A 20,173-nucleotide genomic window follows, 5' to 3' on the forward strand; every position below is an offset into this window, starting at 1 on the left:
ATGTTGTGCCTGAGATGTAGGAGGCGGTTGGCTGTGAAATTACCGTAAAGGCCTGGGCGGGACTAGAAACAGCTCCTATCGCACCTATCACGAGCATGGGAATACCCAGTGCCACGAACGGAGGCCGGGCTTTTGGAGCTCTAACGGCCTTCTTGACGGTTTTTACAGTAATTGCCTTCATTGGTAAATACTTTTTAAGAATAAGATATTTATCGTAGCGCCAGACGTCGCTGGGCATTGTAATAATGCTTACTGTCAGAGATTTATGACCGGCCCGAGCGCAGGGCTCCACAGTTTGATTCAAGCACCGTAGTGCAGAGGCTCTGGCCGCTCCCGCAGCGTCGTCGGAGCGGCTATCAGGATCGCTTTAATCTTGATGATCGCCTTGGTGCGGCCGTCGGTGGCCGGATCCTTGGCGCGCCTGAGAAAAGCTTCACCTTTGCCGTGCCGGCGATCCACGCTCGGACAGAGGCCTCTGCGTCAATGGCGTCGGCCTTCCCGAGGCGGCACCGATGGACGGCCTTCTGCGGGACACAGCGCGCAGAAGGTGGGGTTCAATCGATCAAGGTCCTGATCCGCCAGCTTCCGGATCCGCCTGGACGGATAACTGGCCAGGATCTGCTCCTCGATAGAGACGTAGGAGAACAGGGAGCCGCAGCGCTCCTGCTGACCTCGCATCACGACTGGGGCAGTTGCTCCAATTTCGAAGAGGTGGCTGGGTTTTTCAGCAAACTCCTAAGCTCAAGCCACCACTTGCCCTCACTCCGCGATGACCACCGACAACACTACAGCTGAAACCAGCACAGCCCCCGCCGAGAGCAGCGACCCCCACGCCCTCACCCTGGAAAACGTGGAGCGCACCCTCGATGAGCTGCGCCCCTACCTGATGGCCGACGGCGGCAACGTGGAAGTGGTGGAGATCGACGGACCGATCGTGAAGGTGCGCCTCCAGGGCGCCTGCGGCTCCTGCCCCAGCAGCACCATGACCCTCAAGATGGGCATCGAGCGCAAGCTGCGCGAAGCCATCCCCGAAGTGAACGAAGTGGTGCAGGTGCTCTGAGCCCCCGTCTGACTGGACTGATCCCAGTCGCCCCTTAGGCTTTCGGGCTCCATTCCCCCTTGCGAGCCCGTGCTCGACCAGCGACTGCTGCGCGAAAACCCCGAGCTGATCAGCCAGCCGCTGGCGAGGCGCGGCATTGAGGTGGACCTGGCCAGCCTCCAGGCGATCGCCCTGCAGGAGCGGGACTGCGAACAGCGCCGCAGTGAGCTGCAGGCCGAGGGCAACCGCATCGGCAGGCAGGTGGGCCAGCTGATCCAGGCCGGGTCGGCCCCTGGCGGCCCCGAGGTGCGGGCCCTGCGCGACCAGGGCAACGCCATCAAGCACCAGGTGGCCGGCCTCGAGGAGCAGGAGAAGGCCCTGGAGCAAGAGATCCGCGCAGCCCTCAGCGCCCTGCCCAACCTGCCCTCTGTCGACGCCCCGGATGGTCGCTCCGAGGCCGACAACGTGGAGATCAAGCGCTGGGGCAGCCCACGGGTGGAGGAGGGTCTCGAGGAGCACTGGCAGATCGGCGAGCGGCTGGGCCTGTTTGAAACCGAGCGCTCCGTGCGGATCGCCCAGAGCCGCTTCATCACCCTGATCGGCGACGGCGCCCGGCTGGAGCGGGCCCTGATCAACTTCATGCTCGACCTGCACAGTGCCAAGGGTTACCGCGAGGTGATGCCGCCGATCCTGGTGAACAGTGCCAGCCTCACCGGTTCGGGCCAGCTGCCCAAATTCGCCGAGGAGAGCTTCCGCTGCGCCGATGACGACCTCTGGCTCACCCCCACCGCCGAGGTGCCCATCACCGCGCTGCATCGCGATGAGCTGATCCCCACCGAGCAGCTCCCCCTGCGCTACGCCGCCTACACCCCCTGCTTCCGCCGCGAAGCCGGCAGCTACGGCCGCGACACCCGCGGCCTGATCCGCCTGCACCAGTTCAACAAGGTAGAGCTGTATTGGTTCTGCACACCCGAGCAGTCAGCCGCCGCCCACCAGCAGATCACCGCCGACGCCGAAGCCGTGCTGGAAACCCTCGAGCTGCCCTACCGCCGCATCGATCTCTGCACTGGGGACATGGGCTTCTCCGCCGCCCGCACCTTTGACCTGGAAGTGTGGCTGCCCGGCGCCGGCTCCTACCGCGAGATCTCCAGCTGCTCGGTGTGCAACGACTTCCAGGCGCGCCGCTCCGCCATCCGCTTCAAGGAAGGCAAATCCACCCAGCTGGTGCACACCCTCAACGGCAGCGGCCTGGCCGTGGGCCGCACCATGGCCGCCCTGCTCGAAACCGGCCAGCAAGCCGATGGCTCCGTGCGCCTGCCCGCCGCCCTGGCGCCCTACTTCGGCAGCGACACGATTAGCGCGGTGTGATTGCGGATGAAGCCTTTAGCCTGATGCCTCAATAGCCATGCGGCTTGCCCATGGGACTCACCAACCTCTCCGAGCTGCTGGCCCTCCCCGCAACTGAGCGTTTGGAGCTTGCCATGGGCTTGTGACAAAGCCTGGATAGCGCGGAGCTGGAACAGGCGCTGGAGCCGGCATCAGCAACATCCTGAGGAGGCCGTGAGCTGGGAGCTTGTGCGACGTAACCTCGGTCTTGAGTGACGTTGGCTGGGATCAGGACGATGGATCAACACCAACACCTGAGAACCCAACTGGAAGGGATGGAGCGCCTGGTGGATTCCGAGAGAGGCAACGGGCCGGATCGACAGCAGGCCCGTTGTAACAGGGGCTTGCTACAAGCGCAGGCAACGAGAATTCCCAATCCGCACCAACTTCGGCCTACAATCAAGTCATCACCTGACTGGAGGGGGATTCAAGATGGCCGTCGATCTTCCTCTCACTCAAATGAGCCTTGAAGATAAAATTCAGGCAATGGAATTGCTCTGGTGCGAGCTGTCCAAGGCTCCTGAACAGGTAGTTTCACCCGCCTGGCATGGAGAAGAGCTGCACAGGCGCCTTCAGCAGATCCAGGATGGCACAGCAAGCTTTCAGAACTGGGCGTCGGCCATCGCTGAGTTAAAGGCAGAGCTGCATGGATATCAGGCTCCTTGACGGAGCTCGGGAGGATCTGCGCAACGGCTGGTTTTTCTACGAGCGCCAGAGCACAGGACTGGGTGATCGTTTCCTAGATGCCATCGAAACAGATGTGCACACTTTGAAGCTCCATCCCGGCATTCATATCAAGGTGGAAGGTTTTTACCGGATGCTGATAGGGCGATTTCCCTTTGCTCTTTACTACTTGCACGAAAGCACGTCGATCGACATCTACGCGGTTCTTGATTGCCGGAGGGAACCCAGTTGGATCCGCAGCCGCCTCAGCAAATCACTGACCCCTGCAGATGAATCGCGTTCTGCACCCCCCGCGCCTTAAAAATCTGCTACTTCCCAGATACCGACACCCTCTACATCGAGCTTGCCGATCCACAGCGATTGGACTAAGCCAAGAAATAGTTCAGAGTCTCAGCGTGCCAGCCGCCCCCTGCCCCCAGGCAAACCCGGCACAATGGGCTCATTCAATACAGGGCCTGAATGGGCGTTCTCACCGCACTGGCGATCCTGGCGGGGCTGATCGTGGTGCACGAGGCGGGGCACTTCTTTGCCGCCACCTGGCAGGGGATCCGCGTCAGCAGCTTCTCGATCGGCTTTGGGCCTGTACTGATCGAATACAAGCGCCGCGGGGTGCAGTTCGCCCTGCGGGCCATCCCCCTAGGCGGCTTCGTGGCCTTCCCCGATGACGACGACGACAGCCCCATCCCCAAGAACGACCCCAACCTGCTCTCCAACCGGCCCCTGCCCCAGCGCGCCCTGGTGATCGCCGCCGGCGTGCTCGCAAACCTGCTGCTTGCCTACACCGTGCTGCTCGGCCAGGGCCTGGTGCTCGGCATCCCCGCCGGTTTCAGCGCCAGCCCCGGCGTGCTGGTGAGCGGCGTGCAGCCCGGCCAGGCCGCCGCCGCCGCCGGCCTCCAGCCCGGCGATCGCATCTTGAGCCTCAATGGCAACGACCTTGGCGGCGGCCAGAGCGCCGTTGCCGCGTTGGTGGAGCGCATCAAGGCCGCCCCCGACCAGACCCTGCGCCTCGATGCCGAGCGCAACGGCCAGACCCTGCCCCTGCAGCTCACCCCTGCCGACTTGGGCGGAATCGGCCGCATCGGCGCCCAGCTCCAACCCAACGGCACCGAAGCCTTCCGCCCCGCCCGCGGCCCCTTCGAGCCCTTCCGCCAGGCCAACCACGACTTCGCCGCCCTCACCAGCCGCACCGTGGCCGGCTTCGTGACCCTGGCCACCCACTTTGGCGAAACCGCCGGCCAGGTATCTGGCCCGGTGAAGATCGTGGAGATGGGGGCGTCTCTGGCCAAGCAGGGTGGCAGCAGCCTGTTCATCTTCACCGCCCTGATCTCGATCAACCTGGCGGTGCTCAATGCCCTGCCCCTGCCCCTGCTCGACGGCGGCCAGCTGGCCCTGCTTCTGCTCGAGGGCCTGCGCGGCAAGCCCCTGCCCGAGCGCTTCCAGATGGCCTTCATGCAGTCGGGCTTTGTATTTCTGGTGGGGCTGAGCGTGGTGCTGATCGTCAAGGACACCTCCCAGCTACCGGCCGTGCAACAGCTCCTCGGCCGCTGATGCCCCGCCTGGCCAGTGCCCGCAGGCGCGCACCCGAGTTGCTGGCGCGCCTCGGGGAGCTCTACCCCGAAGCCACCTGCTCGCTCGACTGGCGCAATCCCTACGAGCTGCTGGTGGCCACCATGCTCTCGGCCCAGTGCACTGACGTCAGGGTCAACCTGGTTACCCCAGCCCTGTTTGAACGCTTCCCCGATGCCGCCGCAGCAGCTGCGGTGGAACCAGGCGAGGTGGAACCCTATGTGCAGTCCACCGGTTTCTTTCGCAACAAGGCCAAGGCGATCGTGGGGGCCTCCCGGCTGCTGGTTGAGCACCATGGCGGCAATGTGCCGCAAACCATGGAGGAGTTGCTGCTGCTGCCTGGGGTGGCCCGCAAAACCGCCTCGGTGGTGCTGGCCTGGTGCTTTGGCATCAACGCCGGGGTCACCGTGGACACCCACGTGAGCCGACTGGCCCAGCGCCTGCAGCTCAGCCGCCACAGGGAGCCCCGGCGAATCGAGCCCGACCTGATGAAACTGGTGGCCCAGGCCGACTGGCAGAACCTCTCAATCCGGCTGATCTTCCACGGCCGGGCCGTTTGCACGGCCCGCAAGCCCCGCTGCGGCGACTGTCCGATCGCCGACCTCTGCCCCATGGGCAGCAGGCCTTCAGGGTAAGCTCACCGATATCTAACTGTTCGAAACCCAGGCCGCATGGCGAAGAAATCGATGATTGCGCGCGATGTGAAGCGCAAGAAGATCGTGGAGCGTTTCGCCGCCAAGCGCGCTGCCCTCAAGGCGGCCTTTGACGCAGCTGCCGATCCAATGGAGCGCCTGGAGATCCACCGCAAGATCCAGGGCCTGCCCCGCAACAGCGCCCCCTCCCGCGTGCGCAACCGCTGCTGGGCTACCGGCAAGCCCCGGGGCTTCTACCGCGATTTCGGCCTCTGCCGCAACCAGTTGCGCGAGCGGGCCCACAAGGGCGAACTCCCCGGTGTCGTGAAATCCTCCTGGTGAGTCGGGCCCCAGGCGCCGGGCAAAATGCGAGAATGGCTGTTGACAACAACAGGACATAAGCGCAAGTGCAAGGACAAACTCAGTCGATCTCCTTCGATGGTCGGGAGATCCGGCTGACCACCGGTCGTTTTGCCCCCCAAGCCGGGGGCTCGGTGCTGGTCGAATGTGGTGATACCTCAGTTCTGGTAACCGCCACCCGCTCAGGAGGCCGCGAAGGCATCGATTTCCTCCCCCTGATGTGCGACTACGAAGAGCGGCTCTACGCCGCCGGTCGCATCCCTGGCAGCTTCTTCCGTCGCGAAGCACGCCCCCCCGAGCGGGCGATCCTCACCTGCCGCCTGATCGATCGGCCGATGCGGCCCCTGTTCCCAAGCTGGATGAGGGACGACATCCAGATCGTGGCCACCTGCCTCTCCCTCGATGAGCGGGTGCCGCCCGATGTGCTGGCAGTGACCGGCGCCTCCCTGGCAACCTTGCTGGCCCGCATCCCCTTCCAGGGCCCGATGGCCGCGGTGCGGGTCGGCCTGCTGGGTGACGACTTCGTGCTCAACCCCAGCTTCCGCGAGATCGAGCGCAGCGAGCTGGATCTGGTGGTAGCCGGCACCCCCGAGGGGGTGATCATGGTGGAAGCAGGTGCCAACCAGCTCCCCGAGCAGGATGTGATCGAAGCGATCGACTTCGGCTATGAAGCCGTCGGTGAACTGATCAAGGCCCAACAAAACCTGCTCAAGGAGCTCGGCATCGAGCAGGTGTTCCCCGAGCCCCAGGTCATCGACGCCACCCTCCCCAACTTCCTTGAGCAGGAATGTGCCGGCGGCATCGGCGAGGTGCTCATGCAGTTCTCCCAGACCAAGCCCGAGCGCGACGAAAAGCTCGATGCAATCAAGGCCGGGGTGAAGGAGAAAATCGCCGCCCTGGCCGACGACGACGCGGTGAAGCTGGCGGTGAGCAGCAACGGCAAGGCCCTGGCCAACAGCTACAAGAGCCTCACCAAGAAGCTGATGCGCGCCCAGATCGTCAAGGACGGCAAGCGCGTCGATGGCCGCAACCTCGATGAGGTGCGCCCGATCAGCGCCGCCGCCGGCGTACTGCCAAAGAGGGTGCACGGTTCAGCCCTGTTCCAGCGGGGCCTCACCCAGGTGCTCTCCTGCGCCACCCTCGGCACCCCGAGCGATGCCCAGGAGCTCGACGACCTCAACCCGTCCACCGAGAAGCACTACCTGCACCACTACAACTTCCCGCCCTACTCCACCGGCGAAACCAAGCCGATGCGCTCCCCCGGCCGCCGCGAGGTGGGCCATGGCGCCCTGGCCGAGCGGGCGATCCTGCCGGTGCTGCCAAGCAAGGAATCCTTCCCCTACGTGCTGCGCGTGGTTTCGGAGTGCCTTAGCTCCAACGGCTCCACCTCGATGGGTTCGGTGTGCGGCAGCACCCTGGCCCTGATGGATGCCGGTGTGCCCCTCAAGGCTCCGGTGAGCGGCGCGGCGATGGGCCTGATCAAGGAGGGCGACGAGGTGCGCATCCTTACCGACATCCAGGGCATCGAGGATTTCCTCGGCGATATGGACTTCAAGGTGGCCGGCACCGAGAAGGGCATCACCGCCCTGCAGATGGACATGAAGGTCACGGGCCTCAACGTCAAAACGATTGCCGAAGCCATCCAGCAGGCCCGCCCCGCCAGGCTGCATATCCTCGAGAAGATGCTCGAGGCGATCGACAAGCCCCGCGACACCATGTCGCCCCACGCCCCGCGCCTGCTCAGCTTCCGCATTGATCCGGAGCTGATCGGCACCGTGATCGGCCCCGGCGGCCGCACGATCAAGGGCATCACGGAGCGCACCAACACCAAGATCGACATCGAAGATGGCGGCATCGTCACGATCGCCAGCCACGATGGCGCCGCCGCCGAGGAGGCCCAGCGCATCATTGAAGGCCTCACCCGCCGCATCAGCGAGGGAGAGGTGTTCAGCGGTGCCGTCACCCGCGTCATCCCGATCGGTGCCTTCGTTGAGATCCTGCCGGGTAAGGAGGGCATGATCCACATCTCCCAGCTCTCGGAATCCCGGGTGGAAAAGGTGGAAGACGTGGTGAACGTGGGCGATCCAGTGACCGTGCGGGTGCGCGAAATCGACAACCGCGGCCGTATCAACCTCACCCTGCGCGGTGTGCCCCAATCGGAAGAAGCCCCCGTGCCCGTGCCTGTCTGAGGGCTGGTGGATCATCGTTTCAGCGCCTAGCGGCGCCCGCCCGGGCACTGCTAGGAAACTGATAGCAAACTGCTATCAAACCGCTAAAGCCTGAAACCAGGATCAATTGAGGCCATGGCCGCAGCCGCCTTCTGGCACAGTTCCAGGTGGCTAGGGCCATGGCTTGCCACTAGGCACCCTGCCTGACGCACGTCACCGCTGTTGTATGCAAGCGGCCGACCATCGGCATGGCTGAAGGCGCCCCCAGCGGCCCGCAGCACTGCTTCAGGAGCGGCCATATCCCAATCCTTGGGAGCGCTCTTGCCCGAAAGCGAGATGTAGAGGTCTGTTTCGCCGCGCAGGATCGTGGCCACCTTGCCGCCCACACTGCCGATCGCCCTTGTATCTCCCAACGCCAAAGCGGCCAGCAAGTGCTCCAGCCGCTGGTCCCGGTGGTTGCGGCTGGCCACCAGCACCAGTTCGCCCAGGGCCCGCCGGCCGCTGAAGCGCACCGGCTGGCGATCTCCCGCCCGATTTTCGCACCAGGCCTCGCTGGCCCCTCCACTGAGGCTGGCCATCACACCCAGCCACAGCTCCTCCATTTCCGGCAGCAGCACCACCCCCAGCACGGGTTCACCGCGATGCACCAACGCCAGATGCACGGCGTACTCACCGGTGCCCTGCAAAAAATCCTTGGTGCCATCTAGGGGATCGAGGATCCACAGCCACTCAGCGGCCAGGGGTTCGCCCGGCGTCAGTTGCTCCTTGGCGGTCTCCTCACTGAGTACGGTCCAAGCGGCCGCAGGGAAGGCGCCTGCCAGACCATCGAGAAGCCAGCGGTTTACCGCCAGATCGGCCGCACTCACCGGGCCCTCGCCGCCCTCCTCAACGCTGAGGGCCCGGGCAAAGCCGTAGGGGGGCTGCTCGCCGCGGCCATAGGCCAGCAAAATATCGGCCGCTCCCCAGCTGAGCCGCCGCAACTCCACCACCAGCGCCTCCAATGCAATCCCTGAAGGCAGGGGATGGTGAGCCGGCATCATGGGAGCGCAGGGATCAGCATTGTGCAGGAGCACCCCCGGAGCCGTGCAAGCCAGCGAACCAGCCCCAGGTGTGCTCTACCTGGTGGGCACCCCGATCGGCAACCTGGCCGACCTCTCGCCCCGGGCCCGCCAGGTGCTGGTGGGGGTCAGCCGGATCGCCTGTGAAGACACCCGCCGCAGCGGCCTGCTGCTGCACCAACTGGGCCTGCGCCAGAAAGAGCAGGGGCAGAGGCTGGTGAGCTTCCACGCCCACAACCAAACCGCCCGCATCCCCGAACTGCTCGAGGCCCTAGCCGCCGGCGAAGCCCTGGCGCTGATCAGTGACGCGGGGCTGCCGGGCATCTCCGATCCGGGCGAGGCGCTGGTGGCAGCCGCCCGGCAGGCGGGGCTGGCGGTGATCTGCATCCCCGGCCCCAGCGCTGTCACCACCGCCCTGGTGAGCAGCGGCCTGCCCAGCGGCCGCTTCTGCTTTGAAGGCTTCCTGCCGCCCAAGCCAAACCAGCGCCGCCAGCGACTGCAGGAACTGGCGGAAGAGCAGCGCACCCTGGTGCTGTTTGAAGCGCCCCACCGGCTGCTGGAGCTGCTCACCGATCTGCTGGCGGTGCTGGGCGACCGGCCCCTGCAGGTGGCCCGGGAACTCACCAAAAAACACGAGGAGCAGGTGGGGCCGACGGTTTCAGCGGCCCTCGAGCACTTCCGCCGCACGCCCCCCCAGGGGGAGTGCACCCTGGTGCTGGGCGGTGCCCCAGCACCGCCGCCACCGTGCTGGGATGCTCCCGCCCTCAGCGCCGAATTGCGGGCCCTACAGGCTGCTGGCCACAGCAGCAATGCGGCCGCCAAACTGGTGGCGGAGCGCACCGGCCACAGCAAGCGGGAGCTCTACGCCCTGCTGCACCAAGCCAGCTGAGGCATCAGACTCCCACGAGCTACTAGCCCTAGATGCTTGTGCGCCTGCGTCTGCTGCTGACCAGCCTGCTGGGCGGCAGCCTGCTGCTACTGATCCTTTGCCTGGGCGCCCAGAACCTCGAACAACGGCCCAGCCTCAACCTCGGCTTCAGCCGCACCGCACCCCTGCCCGCCGGCTTCCTGGTGGGGCTGGCCCTGGTGATCGGGGTGCTCAGCGGTGGCTGCAGCGCGGCACTGGCAGCCCCCCGCAGCGATCAGCTGCCAGGCAGGGAATAGAGACTGCCCTCAATCACCACACGGCTGATGCCCTGGGCGATCAGGTAAGGCGCGGTGCGCTCAAGCACCCGGGTATCGGGAACCTTGATCACCCGCTGACTGCGTCCGCAGTGGCGTTTGGCCTGGCGGGGGTTGGCAAAAACCAACAGGGCCTGGCGATCCCCTTCCCCATCGGGCAACAGGCCCAGCTCTGGAAACTCCTTGAGGGGCCTGGCCTGGAGTTCGACGATCTTGTCGACGAGCATGTAAACACTGGCGGGCAGGGGCGCCTCCGCCAGGGGCTGGCAGCGGGCCGGCTCGGCTGGCTGATCAGCCAGCAGCGGGGTCACCTCAACGAACTGATCAGGCAGCTCGTCGTCGCCGAAATCATCGCTGAAGTCATCGCCGAAATCATCCGCATCTTCGATCGCCAGCACGGCAATGCCGTCATCTTCTGCTGCTGTTTCGGGCCCTGACGTTTCTGGCTCTGCTGCTATTTCGGGCTGGATTTGCGGGGGTTGGGGCGGGTCCAACAGCTGCACAGGGGCTGGTTTGGTCGGGCGACTGCGCTGCTGTTTGAGCTGATCGTATTCGGCGGGTTCGAGGGCAGCCTTGACAGCCCGGCTGACGGTGATTGCACTACAGCCAAAAGCCCCAGCCAGCTCACTGCTGCCCTCCCCTGCACGGTATCGCGCCACGATCTCGATTTTCTGGCTGTCGGAAAGCCGGGTGGCAGCCATGGGACAAGACAAGCGCAGCAGGTCACTCTAGGGGCACAGACCTTTGGACTCAAGGCTTGGGCGGCTGGACGTTCGGGCAGGTGGCGCCATTGAAGTTGGCGGCGATGCGCTGGCTGCCCTTCTGATAGATGGTCTGGGCCTGCTGGCTGTCACCTGAGGCCTGGGCAGCAGTGAGCCTGCTGGCAAACCTCTCACAGGCCTGGTCCAGATTCATGGCCCTGGCAGCCAGCGATGTGCCCATGGCCAGCAGGGCAAGGGTGGCAAGCAGCAGTTTTGAAGGCATGGGCGGAGCCAAGTAGCACCCAATCTTGCCTGTGCTGGGGAACTTGTGGAGCCGACAGGGGCTGGGCGATCATGGTTCAAGGCCGTGGGGCGGTGCCAGCCACCCCTGATCGACCCACCCAGCTCCCTTAGCTCAGCCGGATAGAGCAGCTGCCTTCTAAGCAGCCGGTCGTTGGTTCGAATCCAACAGGGGGCGTTACCAAAAGCCAAGCGGTGTCAGGGGTTTAGGCCAGTCACCGCAGGGGCTTTCAGGAGAGGGGCTGATCCGACTGGATCGGCTCAAAACCGCCTGAAACCGTCGAGATCGGACTATTTTTTACCCAGTTTTTACCCAAGACCCGTGTCCAGCCCGCCGTGCCTCAAGGACCTCTCCCGCAGCTTCAAGCGAAGTCGTGGCGGGCGGGGTGGCTGGTTTCTCCAGCTGCACCACGACCGCCTGCGGGTGCTGAGCGCCGAGCTGCCGCTCCGCCCTGATGAACCTGCAGCAGCAGCTCCCAAGGTCCGGGCCGTCACCCTGCAGACCAGCGCGGCGCCCGACAAGACCTCAGAAGCGCTCACAGAAGCAATGGCCATCCATGAAGCGGTCATGGCTGGCACCTGGCGCTGGCCGGACCCTGAGGACTGCCTCCCCGCAGGCAATGAGCGCCGGCTACGCCCGGAGGAACTGAACAAGGTGATCCTGCGGCTTGAGAAGGGACTGCTCGGGGAGACGGTGGGGATCTCCACCTGGCAGCGCACCTACCTTCCTTATTACGGGAAGCTCACGCAGCAAGCGGCCAACCGGCACTGGCTACTCGACGAGGAGCTGCTGGAAACCACCCTGCGGCACTGGGCTCCCAACAGCCGCTCACGCCAGATGGCGTTCAACCGCTACCGGCAGCTGTGGAAGGCAGCTGGCTGGCCCTGGCCGGAGTCCTTGGCGCCCTTGCGCGGCAATGGCAAGGCCGTGGCGCCCCCGGAAGGTGTTCGTGCCTTCAGTGACGAGGAGATCACTGAGCTACGCGCGCGCGTCGAGGCCAGTCTTCGTCTTGGGGCAGCCGACCTGGTGGCTTGGGACTGCCTGGTGGCCTTTGGGCTGCGCCCTGCTGAACTCAAAGGTCTGGTGCTACTCAAGGAGCAAGGGCACCCCGTGGCCGTGGTCTCCCATGCCAAGCGCAACAGCCGGGGCAGCACGGGTCAACGCCGCGTACCCGCTGTTCCCCCTGCTGGCTGGCCGGCCGATTGCCAGCAGCTCGTCGATCGCTTCTTGACCTACGGACTGCCGGACTGCGTGGTGCAGCACCGCTCGCCTGGCGAAGTGCTCAGCCAGCAGCTCAAGCGTCTGCAGCAGCGCCAGGCAATTGCCGCCGAGCTGCCTTCGGAGCTGACCTCCTACGGGCTGCGCCATGCCTTTGCCCTGCGGCTGGGCCTCGACCTAGGGCTGCATGTGCGCGAGAGCGCCGCCTTGATGGGCCACTCACCAGCTGTGCACCTGCAGACCTACGGCCGCCGGCTGGAGATGCCTCGCCTGGAAGCGCGGGTACGGGAACTGGTCAACCGCCCGCCTCTTGATGCCGATCACTGATGCAAAAGGCCTGGAGCGCAGGTTCCCAAATGGGATGCAGAAAACAGTATTAAGTTTGCGCGGCGCCCCCTGCCCCGCTTGCGACGCAGCACTTCAGCGTCAGCAAGGTAGAAGGGCTGCGGGTTCCCGTATGGGACACCAGCAGAGCCGGAACCAGGAAAGGGGTTACCGAAAAGAGCGCCACACAGGACTCCATTTAGCAACCAAATCAGGGGCATCACGCTGATACGTTCAGCCCGCAGATAGGCGGATCAGAGAACAGTTGTGCCTCGGGAAGTTTGCCTACATTCCGATCCAGGCGAACCCAGGCGCTCCATGGCGTATACACACTCAACCCGGGAGGCATGCGAGGCCCTACGCATTAGTGACAGAAGCCTGTTGCGTCTGCGCAGAGATGGGGTGCTGCGGGCTGGAGACCATTTCCGAGCAGCCGGCGCCGGAGTAAGCAGACCGCCCCTGCTGTGGAACATTGATGAAGTGGAGCGAACACTCGCTCGCCGCAGTCGCCGGCTGCTCTGAGGCCTGAGCGCCCAAGGCTTCCTCAGGGCAAGCGCAGGATCTGCTGCGCATCGTCCAGGCAACGCACCACGCCGGCGCGGCCGCCGAGCTGCTGCACCAGCCGCAGGAACTTCTCCTGCTCCTCGCTCAAGCGGCCCCGGACTGTCTTCACCTCAAGGGCGGTGAACAGCGCCAGGGTCTGGCCCAGGTGCTCGGGGCCGATCACGACCTGGCTGAGACCGATCAGGTCGCTGCTGCCCTTGCACAGTCCGTAGGTGACCAGACGGCCGCGCTCATCGCGCAGGGCGCCGACGTTGTTGCGCCATAGCCGCACCGGGCCGCGGCCCAGCTCCAGGCGGATCCGCTGCTGCAGCTCCTGCTCGCTCATGCCAGCAGCTCCCACTGGCCGCGCGCCTGGCGGCTGGCGATCACATGCCGCGCCCAGCCCTTGGGGTTTTTCATGCCGCGCTGGGTTCCCAGCGCTTCCAGGTCAGCCGCGGTGCGGGCCTGGCGCTGCTCGCGGCGGCGCTCTCTGCGCAGCTCCTGCTGGCTCAGTTCGCTCAGCTCGCCGGCCACCGTCACCAGCTGCCGCTTCTCCGGCCGGAACTGCTTGCCGCATTCCGGGCAGAGGCTGGCGGCGCTGGCCATGGCGCAGAAGCACTCCGGGCAGGTTTTCACGGAGGGGGCCTTGCTCTGCTTGCGCTTGCGCACGCCCTCGAGGCTCCACTCCTGCTCGTCGAGGTGGTGACCGAGACGCTCGATGTTGCCGACGTGATCGAGGATCACCGCCTGCTTGCCCGGCTGGGGCCGCAGGCAGCGACCGATCATCTGGAGATGCAGCGCCAGGCTCTGGGTGGGCCGCAGCAGCAGGCAGCCCCCCACCGACGGCACATCGACCCCCTCACCAATCAAGTTGCAGCTGGTGAGCACCTGCAGCTCACCGCTGCCGAGCTGCTCAAGCAACCGCCGCCGCTGTAGGGGGTCCATCGAGCCATCGATCGAGGCCGCGGCCACGCCCCGTTCCGAGAAGGTTTCCGCCACGGCTTGCGCGTGGGCGATCGAGCAGCAGAAGGCGATGGCCGTGCTTCCGCTCAGGTGGCTGAGGTAGTGACTGACCGCATCGCCAAGGATGCGGCTGCCGCCCAGCTCACCGGCGGCCTGCCTCAGGTCGAAATCCCCCATCCGCCGGCGCAGGTCCTTCACCGAGAACCCCAGCGGTGGGGCAAACACCCGCGCTGGTGCCAGATAGCCCTCGGCGCATAGCCAGGCGGCCCTGGGGCCGAGCACCAGGGCGGAATAGAACTCGCCGAGGCCGCGGCCATCGCCTCGCACCGGCGTGGCCGTGACGCCCAGCAGCAGGGCTCGCTCAAAGTGGCCGATCACCTTGGCCCAGGTGCCGGCATTGCTGTGGTGGGCCTCATCCACCACCAGCAGCTGGAACAGATCGGCCGGCAGCTGCGCCAGGCGCCGGGCCAGGGTCTGGACGCTGGCCACCTGCACTGGCGCCGCCAGGTTCATGGAGCGGCCGGCGGCAATCACGCCATGGCGCACTCCCATTGCCGCCAGGGAGCGGCAGGCCTGATCAAGTAGTTCAGCCCGGTGCACCAGTACGGCGATGCGCTTGCCGCGGGCAGCGGCCTGCTCGGCGATGTGGCTGAACACCACGGTCTTGCCGCCGCCGGTCGGCAGCACAAAGAGCACGGCGCGATGGCCCGAAAGGAAGGCCTGGCGCACGCGCTCTACGGCCTCCTGCTGATAGGGGCGCAGGCTGAAAGACACACCGGCAAGGCAGCACCGCGGCAGAGTTTAGGGCTTGCGAAACACCGGCTAGGCTTTCGGGCAAGCATTTTAATGCCACTATGAAGCGCATCCAGTTGCAGCTGCCGGAGGCCGTGGTCTCCTGGATCGATGACCATGCCGCGGGCATCGAGAGTCGTGCCTCCTTTGTGCGCCGCACCCTGGTGCAGGTGATGCGTGGCGAGGGACGGTCGCTCAACGCTCAGCAGCCCGTACCTCCTGCTGGGGCCCAAACTCCCCAGCGCTGATGGCCACCGATGTGCTGGCAGCTGCGGCTGGCCAGTGGCCGCGGCTGCTGATCGAGCTCGCTGCTCTGGCACCGGAGCAGCTGGAGAACCGCCATCAGCCCTGCCCCGCCTGCGGCGGCACCGACCGCTACCGCTGGGACCGCGATGACGGCCCGGGCGGCTGGTTCTGCAACCAGTGCGGCGGCCGCGAGCAGCGCGGTGGCGGTGGCAGCGGCATGGATCTACTGCTGCGCCTTACCGGCTGGGACTTCGCCACCGCTGCCCGCCGCATCGAGGCCCACCTGGCCCTGCCGGCGCAGCCAGCCCCGCACCGGCCAGCCCCTGCCAGCCCCAGGCACAGCCGCTCAGGCAGCAAGGCCGGCCGACCTACCCGCATCCCCGACACCCCACCGCCCGCTGCCCGGCCACCGGAGCTGGGCAGCGCCAGCGGCCAGTGGTGCTACACCGATGCGGCCGGAGCACCACTGTTCTGGGTGCAGCGCCTGGATCTGCTGCAGGGCGGCCGTAAGCGCAAGGTGTTCGTGCAGCGCACCTGGCTGGCTGGGGGTTGGCACTTCCCCTCCCGCCGCGATCCGTTCCGCTCCGACTGGCCGGCCCCCAGGCCGCTCTACCGGCTGGCGGAGTTAGAGCGCCACTTCTGGTCGCCGGTGCTGATCACTGAGGGGGAGAAAGCAGCCGATGCCGCCGTAGTGCTGTTCCCCGATCACGTGGTGGTGAGCTGGTGCGGCAGCAGTCAGGCAATTGGCAGCGTCGACTGGAACCCCTTAGCCGGCCGTGCCGTCAGCCTCTGGCCCGATGCCGATACCAGTGGCCGCGAAGCGATGGCGCGGCTCTCGTCCCTACTGCTGGAGCTCGGCTGCCTTGTGTCGGTGGTGCTGCCGCCGGGCAGTACGGAGGCGGACTGGGACCTGGTGGATGCGCCGGGCGCAGCGGGCTGGGATCTGGCCGATGCCAGCTGGAGTCCTGCAGAAGCCCAGGCCTACCTGGAGGCCCATTGCCGAACAGTGCAACTACCGCAGGCAGAGGCCGACGACGACGCGAAAGCCCCGGCCGCTGCTCTGGCACCTGTGTTACAGGACGGTGCTTCTCATGCAGTGCCGCCTGAGCGGCCAGGCCCCGCAGGCGGTGAGCCTTTCGTGTGCCTGGGCTACGACAGCGACGGCTACTTCTATCAACCGCGCTCCACCGGCCAGGTAATGCGGCTGGGCTCCTCGGCCCACGGCGGCGTGAACCTTTGCCGGCTAGCGCCCCTGGCCTACTGGGAGACCCTCTACCCCAACAAGCGGGGCGTGAACTGGACGGCCGCGGCTTCTGATCTGTTCTGCCGTCAGGCGGCGGTGGGAATGTTCGATCCCGATCGCTTGCGCGGCCGCGGCAGCTGGTGGGACGAGGGCCGCTGCGTGCTGCATCTGGGCGATCGCCTGGTGGTGGATGGTGAGCCGCGGCCACTCAGTGCCACCCTCGCTAGCCGCTTTCATTACCAGCGCGGCACTGCCCTAGTGGGCACGGGGGCTGCCCAGCCGCTCAGCGACGAGGAGGCACTGCTGGTGCTCACCTTGGCGGACCGCTTCCACTGGGAGGTGCCGGCTTCCGCAATGCTGCTGGCGGGATGGCTGACGCTGGCGCCGATCTGTGGTGCCCTGCGCTGGCGGCCCCACCTCTGGCTGAGCGGCCCGGCCGGCTCGGGCAAGTCGCATCTGTTTGAGCGCTTCTGCGGCGTGCTGCTTGCCGATCTGGCTCAGGTATTCGTCGGCAGCGTCACAGAAGCTGGCATCCGCCAGACCCTGCGCTCCGACGCCCTGCCGGTGCTGATCGATGAGGCGGAGAGCAACGAGCGCGAGGACCAGCAGCGCATCCAGGCGATCTTGGCGCTGGCGCGGGTGGCGAGTTCCGAATCCCGCGCAGCGATCGTCAAGGGCTCACCTACAGGCGAGGTGGCGCGCTACTCGGTGCGCTCAATGTTCCTGCTCTCCTCTATCGCCACCGGTCTCAAGCAGGGTGCGGACCGGCGCCGCTTTGCGCCGCTCAACCTGCGCAACCCCAGCGAGCTCCCCCAGCAGCAGCGGGAGGCGCACTGGCAGGCGCTGGACCGGGACCTCGAGCAGCTGATCACACCGGCGTTCGCCAACCGGTTGATCGCCCGCACCGTGGTGCTGATCCCGGTGATCCGACGCTCGATCGTCGTCTGCTCCCAGGTGGCGGCCGCTCACTTCGATTCCCAGGCCCTGGGCGATCAGTACGGCACCTTGCTGGCCGGGGCCTGGTCGCTGCAGGCCTCGCGCGTGCCCAGCGCGGCGGAGGTGCAGAGCCTGATCGATGGCGCGGACTGGAGCAGCTACCGCGAAAGCACGGAGGTCCCGGATGAGCGCCGCTGCCTCAACCGGATACTGCAGCACCAGCTGCGGGTGGAGAGCGAGGAGCGCTCGGTGCTGTCCCGCACGGTGCTGGAACTGGTGGAGCTGGTGTCCAGCGCCCTGCCCTCACCGATGGAGCCGGTGCGGCCCGCTGATGCCGCCGACCTGCTGGCCCGCCATGGCCTGCGGGTGCGGGAGGGGGAGCTGCTGATCAGCAACAGCGCAGAAGCCATTGCCCGCATGCTGGCGGATACCGCCTGGGTGACCAATTGGGGTGCCATCCTCAGCCGCCTGCCTGGCGCCAGCCGCTCGCAGCTGGTGCACTTCCGCGGACTGGGCAGCTCGCGGGCTGTGGCCCTGCCCCTGGCCATGCTCACCGGCGCCGGAGCGTTAGAAGGGGCCGTTATCTAACAGGGCTGTTAGAGCGAAAACCGTTGCAGTGACTGGTTTCTAACGTTCTAACACTCCTACAGGGGGTAGGGACTCTCTCTTTACACACCCCAGTGCACACCCCTGATCCAGGAGAGACCCCCTGCCTCCCCCTCTTTGCTTGTGTATCTATCTCTTTCTGTTAGAAGGTTAGAAAGAAGAGGAGAGCAGCCCAGAGCTGCTGCTGCGCAGTGGATCTGAGGTCTAACAGCAGCTGTTAGAACGCTGTTAGAACCGCTCCGGCCTGTTAGACGGCAGCCGGCAGCCCTTGAGTGGACAGGCAGGAGCGGACTCGCTCGGCACCGGTAGCGCGACGCATGGCCATAGAAATCAACCCTTGGCAACACGGCTATGCTTTCGGGAACGCCAATACACCGCATCTCATTCGCGTTGGCATTGCTTTTTCCTCTGCAGGTGTTGTTTACGCGTGGCTGCCGGACACCCTCCCGCTGCTGATCCCAGCGCTCTTGCGCTGCTGGAGGCTCGCCAGCTCGATCCCATAGAAGCCCTGCGCACTGCTGCTTCTGCAGAGGACGCCGACGGCCGGCCCCTGGGCGAGACGGTGGGCGTTGACCCCAGCCGCCCCGTAGGCAAGGGCAATCCACCGCGACAGAAGCGTGGGGCAATCCCAGTCCCTAGACCCAGCCGACTGGAGATCGAGCGACGCATCGCAGAGTCCCAGCTTTGGATCGCTCAGCGACTGCCGCTGGTACAGATCCTCGAAAATGCTGGTGAGAAATGGGGGGTCCGCAACAGCCAGACGGTGAACCGCTACCTCAACCTCGCCCGCGAGCGGATGGTGGAGGAGCTGATCACCGACCGGCGGCGCCACCAGGCTGAGCAGATCTTTGCCCTCAATGAGTGCGCCCGCCGGGCGATGGATTCCGAGCAGTTTTCTGCCGCGGTTGGCGCCTTTCGGGTGATCGCTGAGATCGGCGGCCTGCTGCGAGCACCGATTAAGCCACCGGAGCCGAGGGCATGACCGTGAGCACCAGCGCCACCGTGATGACAGCACCAGTGCTCACGCCACAAGCCCCTGCAGAAGGCGGCCTGCTGCTGAGCGAGCTCGACCCCTGGGGTGATGCCGGCCTGCTGCAACTCCCCACAACCACCACCCCAATCCAGGCAGAACCCCAGACCTTGCGCAGCTTCATTGCCGAGGCCTACCCCCGCTACGGCTTCCACCACTGGGCTGAGGTGCTGATCGAGCTGCTCCAGCAGGTGGCCGATGGCCAGCTGAGCCGCCTGATCGTTACCTGTCCTCCCCGACTCGGCAAAAGTCTCCTGGTTTCCAAGCTGTTTCCGGCCTACTTCTTGCAGCGCTACCCGCACCTCTTTGCGGCTATTGCGTCGTACTCGGCGGAGCTGGCCTACGCCCACTCCAGAGAAGCGCGCCACTTCTACCGGGTGACCGGCCACTTGCTGGCCCGGGACTTGGCGGCGGTGGGCAACTGGCTTACCCGCCAGCGGGGCGGGTGTATCGCTGCCGGAGTCGATGGCCCCTTTACGGGTAAGGGCTACAGCCTGGGAATCATTGACGACCCCTACAAGGGCCCAGGTGATGCCGCCAGTCCTGCGCTGCGGCAGAAGCTGATCGACTGGCTGCGCTCGGTGTGGCTCACCCGGGCTGAGCCGGCCATGGTGCTGGGAGCAGACGGCAGCGAGCAGCCGAATCTTTCGGCTCAGGTGGTGGTGCTCACCCGCTGGGACCACCAGGACTTGATCGGCTGGCTGTATGAGCAGGAGCTGGGTGAGGCGCCGCAGCAGTGGACCGTGCTGGACCTACCAGCTGTTGCAGAGGAACCGGCTGAGCGCCCCAAGCTGCCGCCTACCTGCACGCTGATTCCGGACTGGCGCGAGAGGGGCGAGGCGCTGTGTCCGGAGCGGTTCCCCCTGTCGGAACTGATCAAGATCCGTGCCCGCCTTGGTGCCTACTGGTGGGCAGCGCTGTACCAACAGCGGCCTAGCCCGGCGTCTGGTTCGATCTTCTTGCGCAACTGGATCCGGCCCCCATTCCCGAGGGAATCAACAAGCCAGGCGGCTGGCCGCCAGCGGCAGTACGCCCTGCTGGCCCTCTCGTGCGACCTGTCGTTCAAGGGGGAGGCGGAGAGCGACTACTGCGGCTTCTGCCTGGCGGGTCTGCTGGCACCACAACCGAGAACGCTCAACCCGCGCACGGGCGAACACGAAGGGCCGCCTCAGGTCACTGCCTTGGAGATGGAGGC

At 65.9% G+C, this 20,173-nt stretch carries 23 protein-coding genes, 1 tRNA gene and 1 pseudogene; 17 read left to right on the forward strand and 8 right to left on the reverse strand.

What is annotated here, in order from left to right; all coding sequences use genetic code 11:
- From KBZ15_RS03810 to KBZ15_RS03820, 3 genes and pseudogenes are all read right to left on the reverse strand, one after another.
- Positions 1 to 238 (reverse strand): hypothetical protein (locus KBZ15_RS03810; RefSeq protein ID WP_255013507.1); only part of this gene is annotated, 238 nt, incomplete at its 3' end.
- 62 nt (positions 239 to 300) lie between these two features.
- Positions 301 to 459, reverse strand: coding sequence for a hypothetical protein (locus KBZ15_RS03815; RefSeq protein WP_255013508.1), 159 nt, complete (start codon positions 457 to 459; stop codon positions 301 to 303).
- Positions 460 to 495: 36 nt separating this feature from the next.
- A pseudogene (locus KBZ15_RS03820) lies at positions 496 to 678 on the reverse strand (IS5/IS1182 family transposase); the annotation flags it as partial.
- 91 nt (positions 679 to 769) lie between these two features.
- Here KBZ15_RS03820 and KBZ15_RS03825 point away from each other — a divergent pair.
- The 8 genes from KBZ15_RS03825 (at position 770) to KBZ15_RS03860 (ending at position 7,856) form a co-directional block, all read left to right on the forward strand.
- Positions 770 to 1,060 carry a NifU family protein gene (locus KBZ15_RS03825; protein ID WP_255013509.1) on the forward strand — a complete coding sequence of 97 codons (291 nt, stop codon included), beginning with the start codon at positions 770 to 772 and terminating at the stop codon, positions 1,058 to 1,060.
- 69 nt (positions 1,061 to 1,129) lie between these two features.
- A complete protein-coding gene (serS, locus tag KBZ15_RS03830) occupies positions 1,130 to 2,407 on the forward strand; it encodes a serine--tRNA ligase (protein WP_255013511.1) in 1,278 nt (425 codons plus the stop codon).
- A gap of 450 nt (positions 2,408 to 2,857) precedes the next feature.
- Entirely contained in the window at positions 2,858 to 3,091 is a 234-nt protein-coding gene (locus tag KBZ15_RS03835; RefSeq protein WP_255013512.1) for an addiction module protein, read from the forward strand.
- Positions 3,072 to 3,410, forward strand: a complete 339-nt coding sequence (locus KBZ15_RS03840) for a type II toxin-antitoxin system RelE/ParE family toxin (RefSeq protein ID WP_255013514.1) — start codon at positions 3,072 to 3,074, stop codon at positions 3,408 to 3,410. Before KBZ15_RS03835 ends, KBZ15_RS03840 begins: the two co-directional genes overlap by 20 nt.
- Before the next feature lie 158 nt (positions 3,411 to 3,568).
- Positions 3,569 to 4,657, forward strand: coding sequence for an RIP metalloprotease RseP (gene rseP, locus KBZ15_RS03845; protein WP_255013516.1), 1,089 nt, complete (start codon positions 3,569 to 3,571; stop codon positions 4,655 to 4,657).
- Complete coding sequence (nth, locus tag KBZ15_RS03850) at positions 4,657 to 5,310, forward strand: endonuclease III (RefSeq protein WP_255013518.1); 654 nt, start codon at positions 4,657 to 4,659, stop codon at positions 5,308 to 5,310. Before rseP ends, nth begins: the two co-directional genes overlap by 1 nt.
- 36 nt (positions 5,311 to 5,346) lie before the next feature.
- Positions 5,347 to 5,649, forward strand: coding sequence for a 30S ribosomal protein S14 (gene rpsN / locus KBZ15_RS03855; RefSeq protein ID WP_197148221.1), 303 nt, complete (start codon positions 5,347 to 5,349; stop codon positions 5,647 to 5,649).
- 65 nt (positions 5,650 to 5,714) lie between these two features.
- Complete coding sequence (locus tag KBZ15_RS03860; RefSeq protein WP_255013519.1) at positions 5,715 to 7,856, forward strand: polyribonucleotide nucleotidyltransferase; 2,142 nt, start codon at positions 5,715 to 5,717, stop codon at positions 7,854 to 7,856.
- Between the two features lie 83 nt (positions 7,857 to 7,939).
- Here KBZ15_RS03860 and KBZ15_RS03865 read toward each other — a convergent pair whose 3' ends face one another.
- A complete protein-coding gene (locus KBZ15_RS03865; RefSeq protein WP_255013522.1) occupies positions 7,940 to 8,875 on the reverse strand; it encodes a 3'(2'),5'-bisphosphate nucleotidase CysQ in 936 nt (311 codons plus the stop codon).
- Positions 8,876 to 8,918: 43 nt separating this feature from the next.
- On the opposite strand from KBZ15_RS03865, the gene rsmI reads away from it, so the two are divergent.
- The gene (rsmI, locus tag KBZ15_RS03870) at positions 8,919 to 9,782 is read left to right on the forward strand and encodes a 16S rRNA (cytidine(1402)-2'-O)-methyltransferase (protein WP_255013524.1); all 864 of its coding nucleotides are present in this window, start codon (positions 8,919 to 8,921) and stop codon (positions 9,780 to 9,782) included.
- A 32-nt stretch (positions 9,783 to 9,814) separates the two neighbouring features.
- The gene (locus KBZ15_RS03875; RefSeq protein WP_197148217.1) at positions 9,815 to 10,057 is read left to right on the forward strand and encodes a hypothetical protein; all 243 of its coding nucleotides are present in this window, start codon (positions 9,815 to 9,817) and stop codon (positions 10,055 to 10,057) included.
- Here KBZ15_RS03875 and KBZ15_RS03880 read toward each other — a convergent pair.
- Positions 10,036 to 10,776, reverse strand: a complete 741-nt coding sequence (locus tag KBZ15_RS03880) for a helix-turn-helix domain-containing protein (RefSeq protein ID WP_255013527.1) — start codon at positions 10,774 to 10,776, stop codon at positions 10,036 to 10,038. The genes KBZ15_RS03875 and KBZ15_RS03880 overlap by 22 nt on opposite strands.
- Before the next feature lie 49 nt (positions 10,777 to 10,825).
- The gene (locus KBZ15_RS03885; RefSeq protein ID WP_255013530.1) at positions 10,826 to 11,059 is read right to left on the reverse strand and encodes a hypothetical protein; all 234 of its coding nucleotides are present in this window, start codon (positions 11,057 to 11,059) and stop codon (positions 10,826 to 10,828) included.
- A gap of 121 nt (positions 11,060 to 11,180) precedes the next feature.
- On the opposite strand from KBZ15_RS03885, the gene KBZ15_RS03890 reads away from it, so the two are divergent.
- From KBZ15_RS03890 to KBZ15_RS03900, 3 genes are all read left to right on the forward strand, one after another.
- A tRNA-Arg gene (locus tag KBZ15_RS03890) sits at positions 11,181 to 11,254 on the forward strand.
- 144 nt (positions 11,255 to 11,398) lie between these two features.
- Positions 11,399 to 12,622, forward strand: a complete 1,224-nt coding sequence (locus tag KBZ15_RS03895; RefSeq protein WP_255013532.1) for a hypothetical protein — start codon at positions 11,399 to 11,401, stop codon at positions 12,620 to 12,622.
- A gap of 378 nt (positions 12,623 to 13,000) precedes the next feature.
- Positions 13,001 to 13,141 (forward strand): hypothetical protein, encoded by a 141-nt coding sequence (locus KBZ15_RS03900; RefSeq protein WP_255013534.1) that lies wholly within the window; start codon positions 13,001 to 13,003, stop codon positions 13,139 to 13,141.
- Positions 13,142 to 13,163: 22 nt separating this feature from the next.
- Here the strand turns inward: KBZ15_RS03900 and KBZ15_RS03905 are convergent, their stop codons facing one another.
- Both KBZ15_RS03905 and KBZ15_RS03910 read right to left on the reverse strand, forming a co-directional pair.
- Positions 13,164 to 13,508 carry a VRR-NUC domain-containing protein gene (locus tag KBZ15_RS03905; RefSeq protein ID WP_255013536.1) on the reverse strand — a complete coding sequence of 115 codons (345 nt, stop codon included), beginning with the start codon at positions 13,506 to 13,508 and terminating at the stop codon, positions 13,164 to 13,166.
- Positions 13,505 to 14,899, reverse strand: a complete 1,395-nt coding sequence (locus tag KBZ15_RS03910) for a DEAD/DEAH box helicase (protein WP_255013538.1) — start codon at positions 14,897 to 14,899, stop codon at positions 13,505 to 13,507. Before KBZ15_RS03910 ends, KBZ15_RS03905 begins: the two co-directional genes overlap by 4 nt.
- 80 nt (positions 14,900 to 14,979) lie before the next feature.
- Here KBZ15_RS03910 and KBZ15_RS03915 point away from each other — a divergent pair, with 80 nt between their 5' ends.
- The 4 genes from KBZ15_RS03915 to KBZ15_RS03930 all read left to right on the forward strand — a co-directional run.
- Entirely contained in the window at positions 14,980 to 15,165 is a 186-nt protein-coding gene (locus KBZ15_RS03915; protein ID WP_254942272.1) for a hypothetical protein, read from the forward strand.
- Entirely contained in the window at positions 15,165 to 17,930 is a 2,766-nt protein-coding gene (locus KBZ15_RS03920) for a primase-helicase zinc-binding domain-containing protein (RefSeq protein WP_255013541.1), read from the forward strand. Before KBZ15_RS03915 ends, KBZ15_RS03920 begins: the two co-directional genes overlap by 1 nt.
- 445 nt (positions 17,931 to 18,375) lie before the next feature.
- A complete protein-coding gene (locus KBZ15_RS03925; protein WP_255013542.1) occupies positions 18,376 to 18,930 on the forward strand; it encodes a hypothetical protein in 555 nt (184 codons plus the stop codon).
- Positions 18,927 to 20,173: terminase (locus KBZ15_RS03930; RefSeq protein WP_255013543.1), on the forward strand; the 1,247-nt coding region annotated here is incomplete at its 3' end. The genes KBZ15_RS03925 and KBZ15_RS03930, both read left to right, overlap by 4 nt.

Origin of the sequence: Cyanobium sp. BA20m-p-22, assembly GCF_024346275.1 — a bacterium.
GTDB lineage: Bacteria > Cyanobacteriota > Cyanobacteriia > PCC-6307 > Cyanobiaceae > Cyanobium_A.

Excerpts from the sequence above, each read along its gene's own strand:
- KBZ15_RS03825 (WP_255013509.1), top strand. The coding sequence starts at position 770 with ATGACCACCGACAACACTACAGCTGAAACCAGCACAGCCCCCGCCGAG.
- KBZ15_RS03835 (WP_255013512.1), top strand. The coding sequence starts at position 2,858 with ATGGCCGTCGATCTTCCTCTCACTCAAATGAGCCTTGAAGATAAAATT.
- KBZ15_RS03840 (WP_255013514.1), top strand. The coding sequence starts at position 3,072 with ATGGATATCAGGCTCCTTGACGGAGCTCGGGAGGATCTGCGCAACGGC.
- rseP (WP_255013516.1), top strand. The coding sequence starts at position 3,569 with ATGGGCGTTCTCACCGCACTGGCGATCCTGGCGGGGCTGATCGTGGTG.
- nth (WP_255013518.1), top strand. The coding sequence starts at position 4,657 with ATGCCCCGCCTGGCCAGTGCCCGCAGGCGCGCACCCGAGTTGCTGGCG.
- rpsN (WP_197148221.1), top strand. The coding sequence starts at position 5,347 with ATGGCGAAGAAATCGATGATTGCGCGCGATGTGAAGCGCAAGAAGATC.
- KBZ15_RS03865 (WP_255013522.1), bottom strand. The coding sequence starts at position 8,875 with ATGATGCCGGCTCACCATCCCCTGCCTTCAGGGATTGCATTGGAGGCG.
- KBZ15_RS03875 (WP_197148217.1), top strand. The coding sequence starts at position 9,815 with ATGCTTGTGCGCCTGCGTCTGCTGCTGACCAGCCTGCTGGGCGGCAGC.
- KBZ15_RS03880 (WP_255013527.1), bottom strand. The coding sequence starts at position 10,776 with ATGGCTGCCACCCGGCTTTCCGACAGCCAGAAAATCGAGATCGTGGCG.
- KBZ15_RS03885 (WP_255013530.1), bottom strand. The coding sequence starts at position 11,059 with ATGCCTTCAAAACTGCTGCTTGCCACCCTTGCCCTGCTGGCCATGGGC.
- KBZ15_RS03905 (WP_255013536.1), bottom strand. The coding sequence starts at position 13,508 with ATGAGCGAGCAGGAGCTGCAGCAGCGGATCCGCCTGGAGCTGGGCCGC.
- KBZ15_RS03915 (WP_254942272.1), top strand. The coding sequence starts at position 14,980 with ATGAAGCGCATCCAGTTGCAGCTGCCGGAGGCCGTGGTCTCCTGGATC.
- KBZ15_RS03920 (WP_255013541.1), top strand. The coding sequence starts at position 15,165 with ATGGCCACCGATGTGCTGGCAGCTGCGGCTGGCCAGTGGCCGCGGCTG.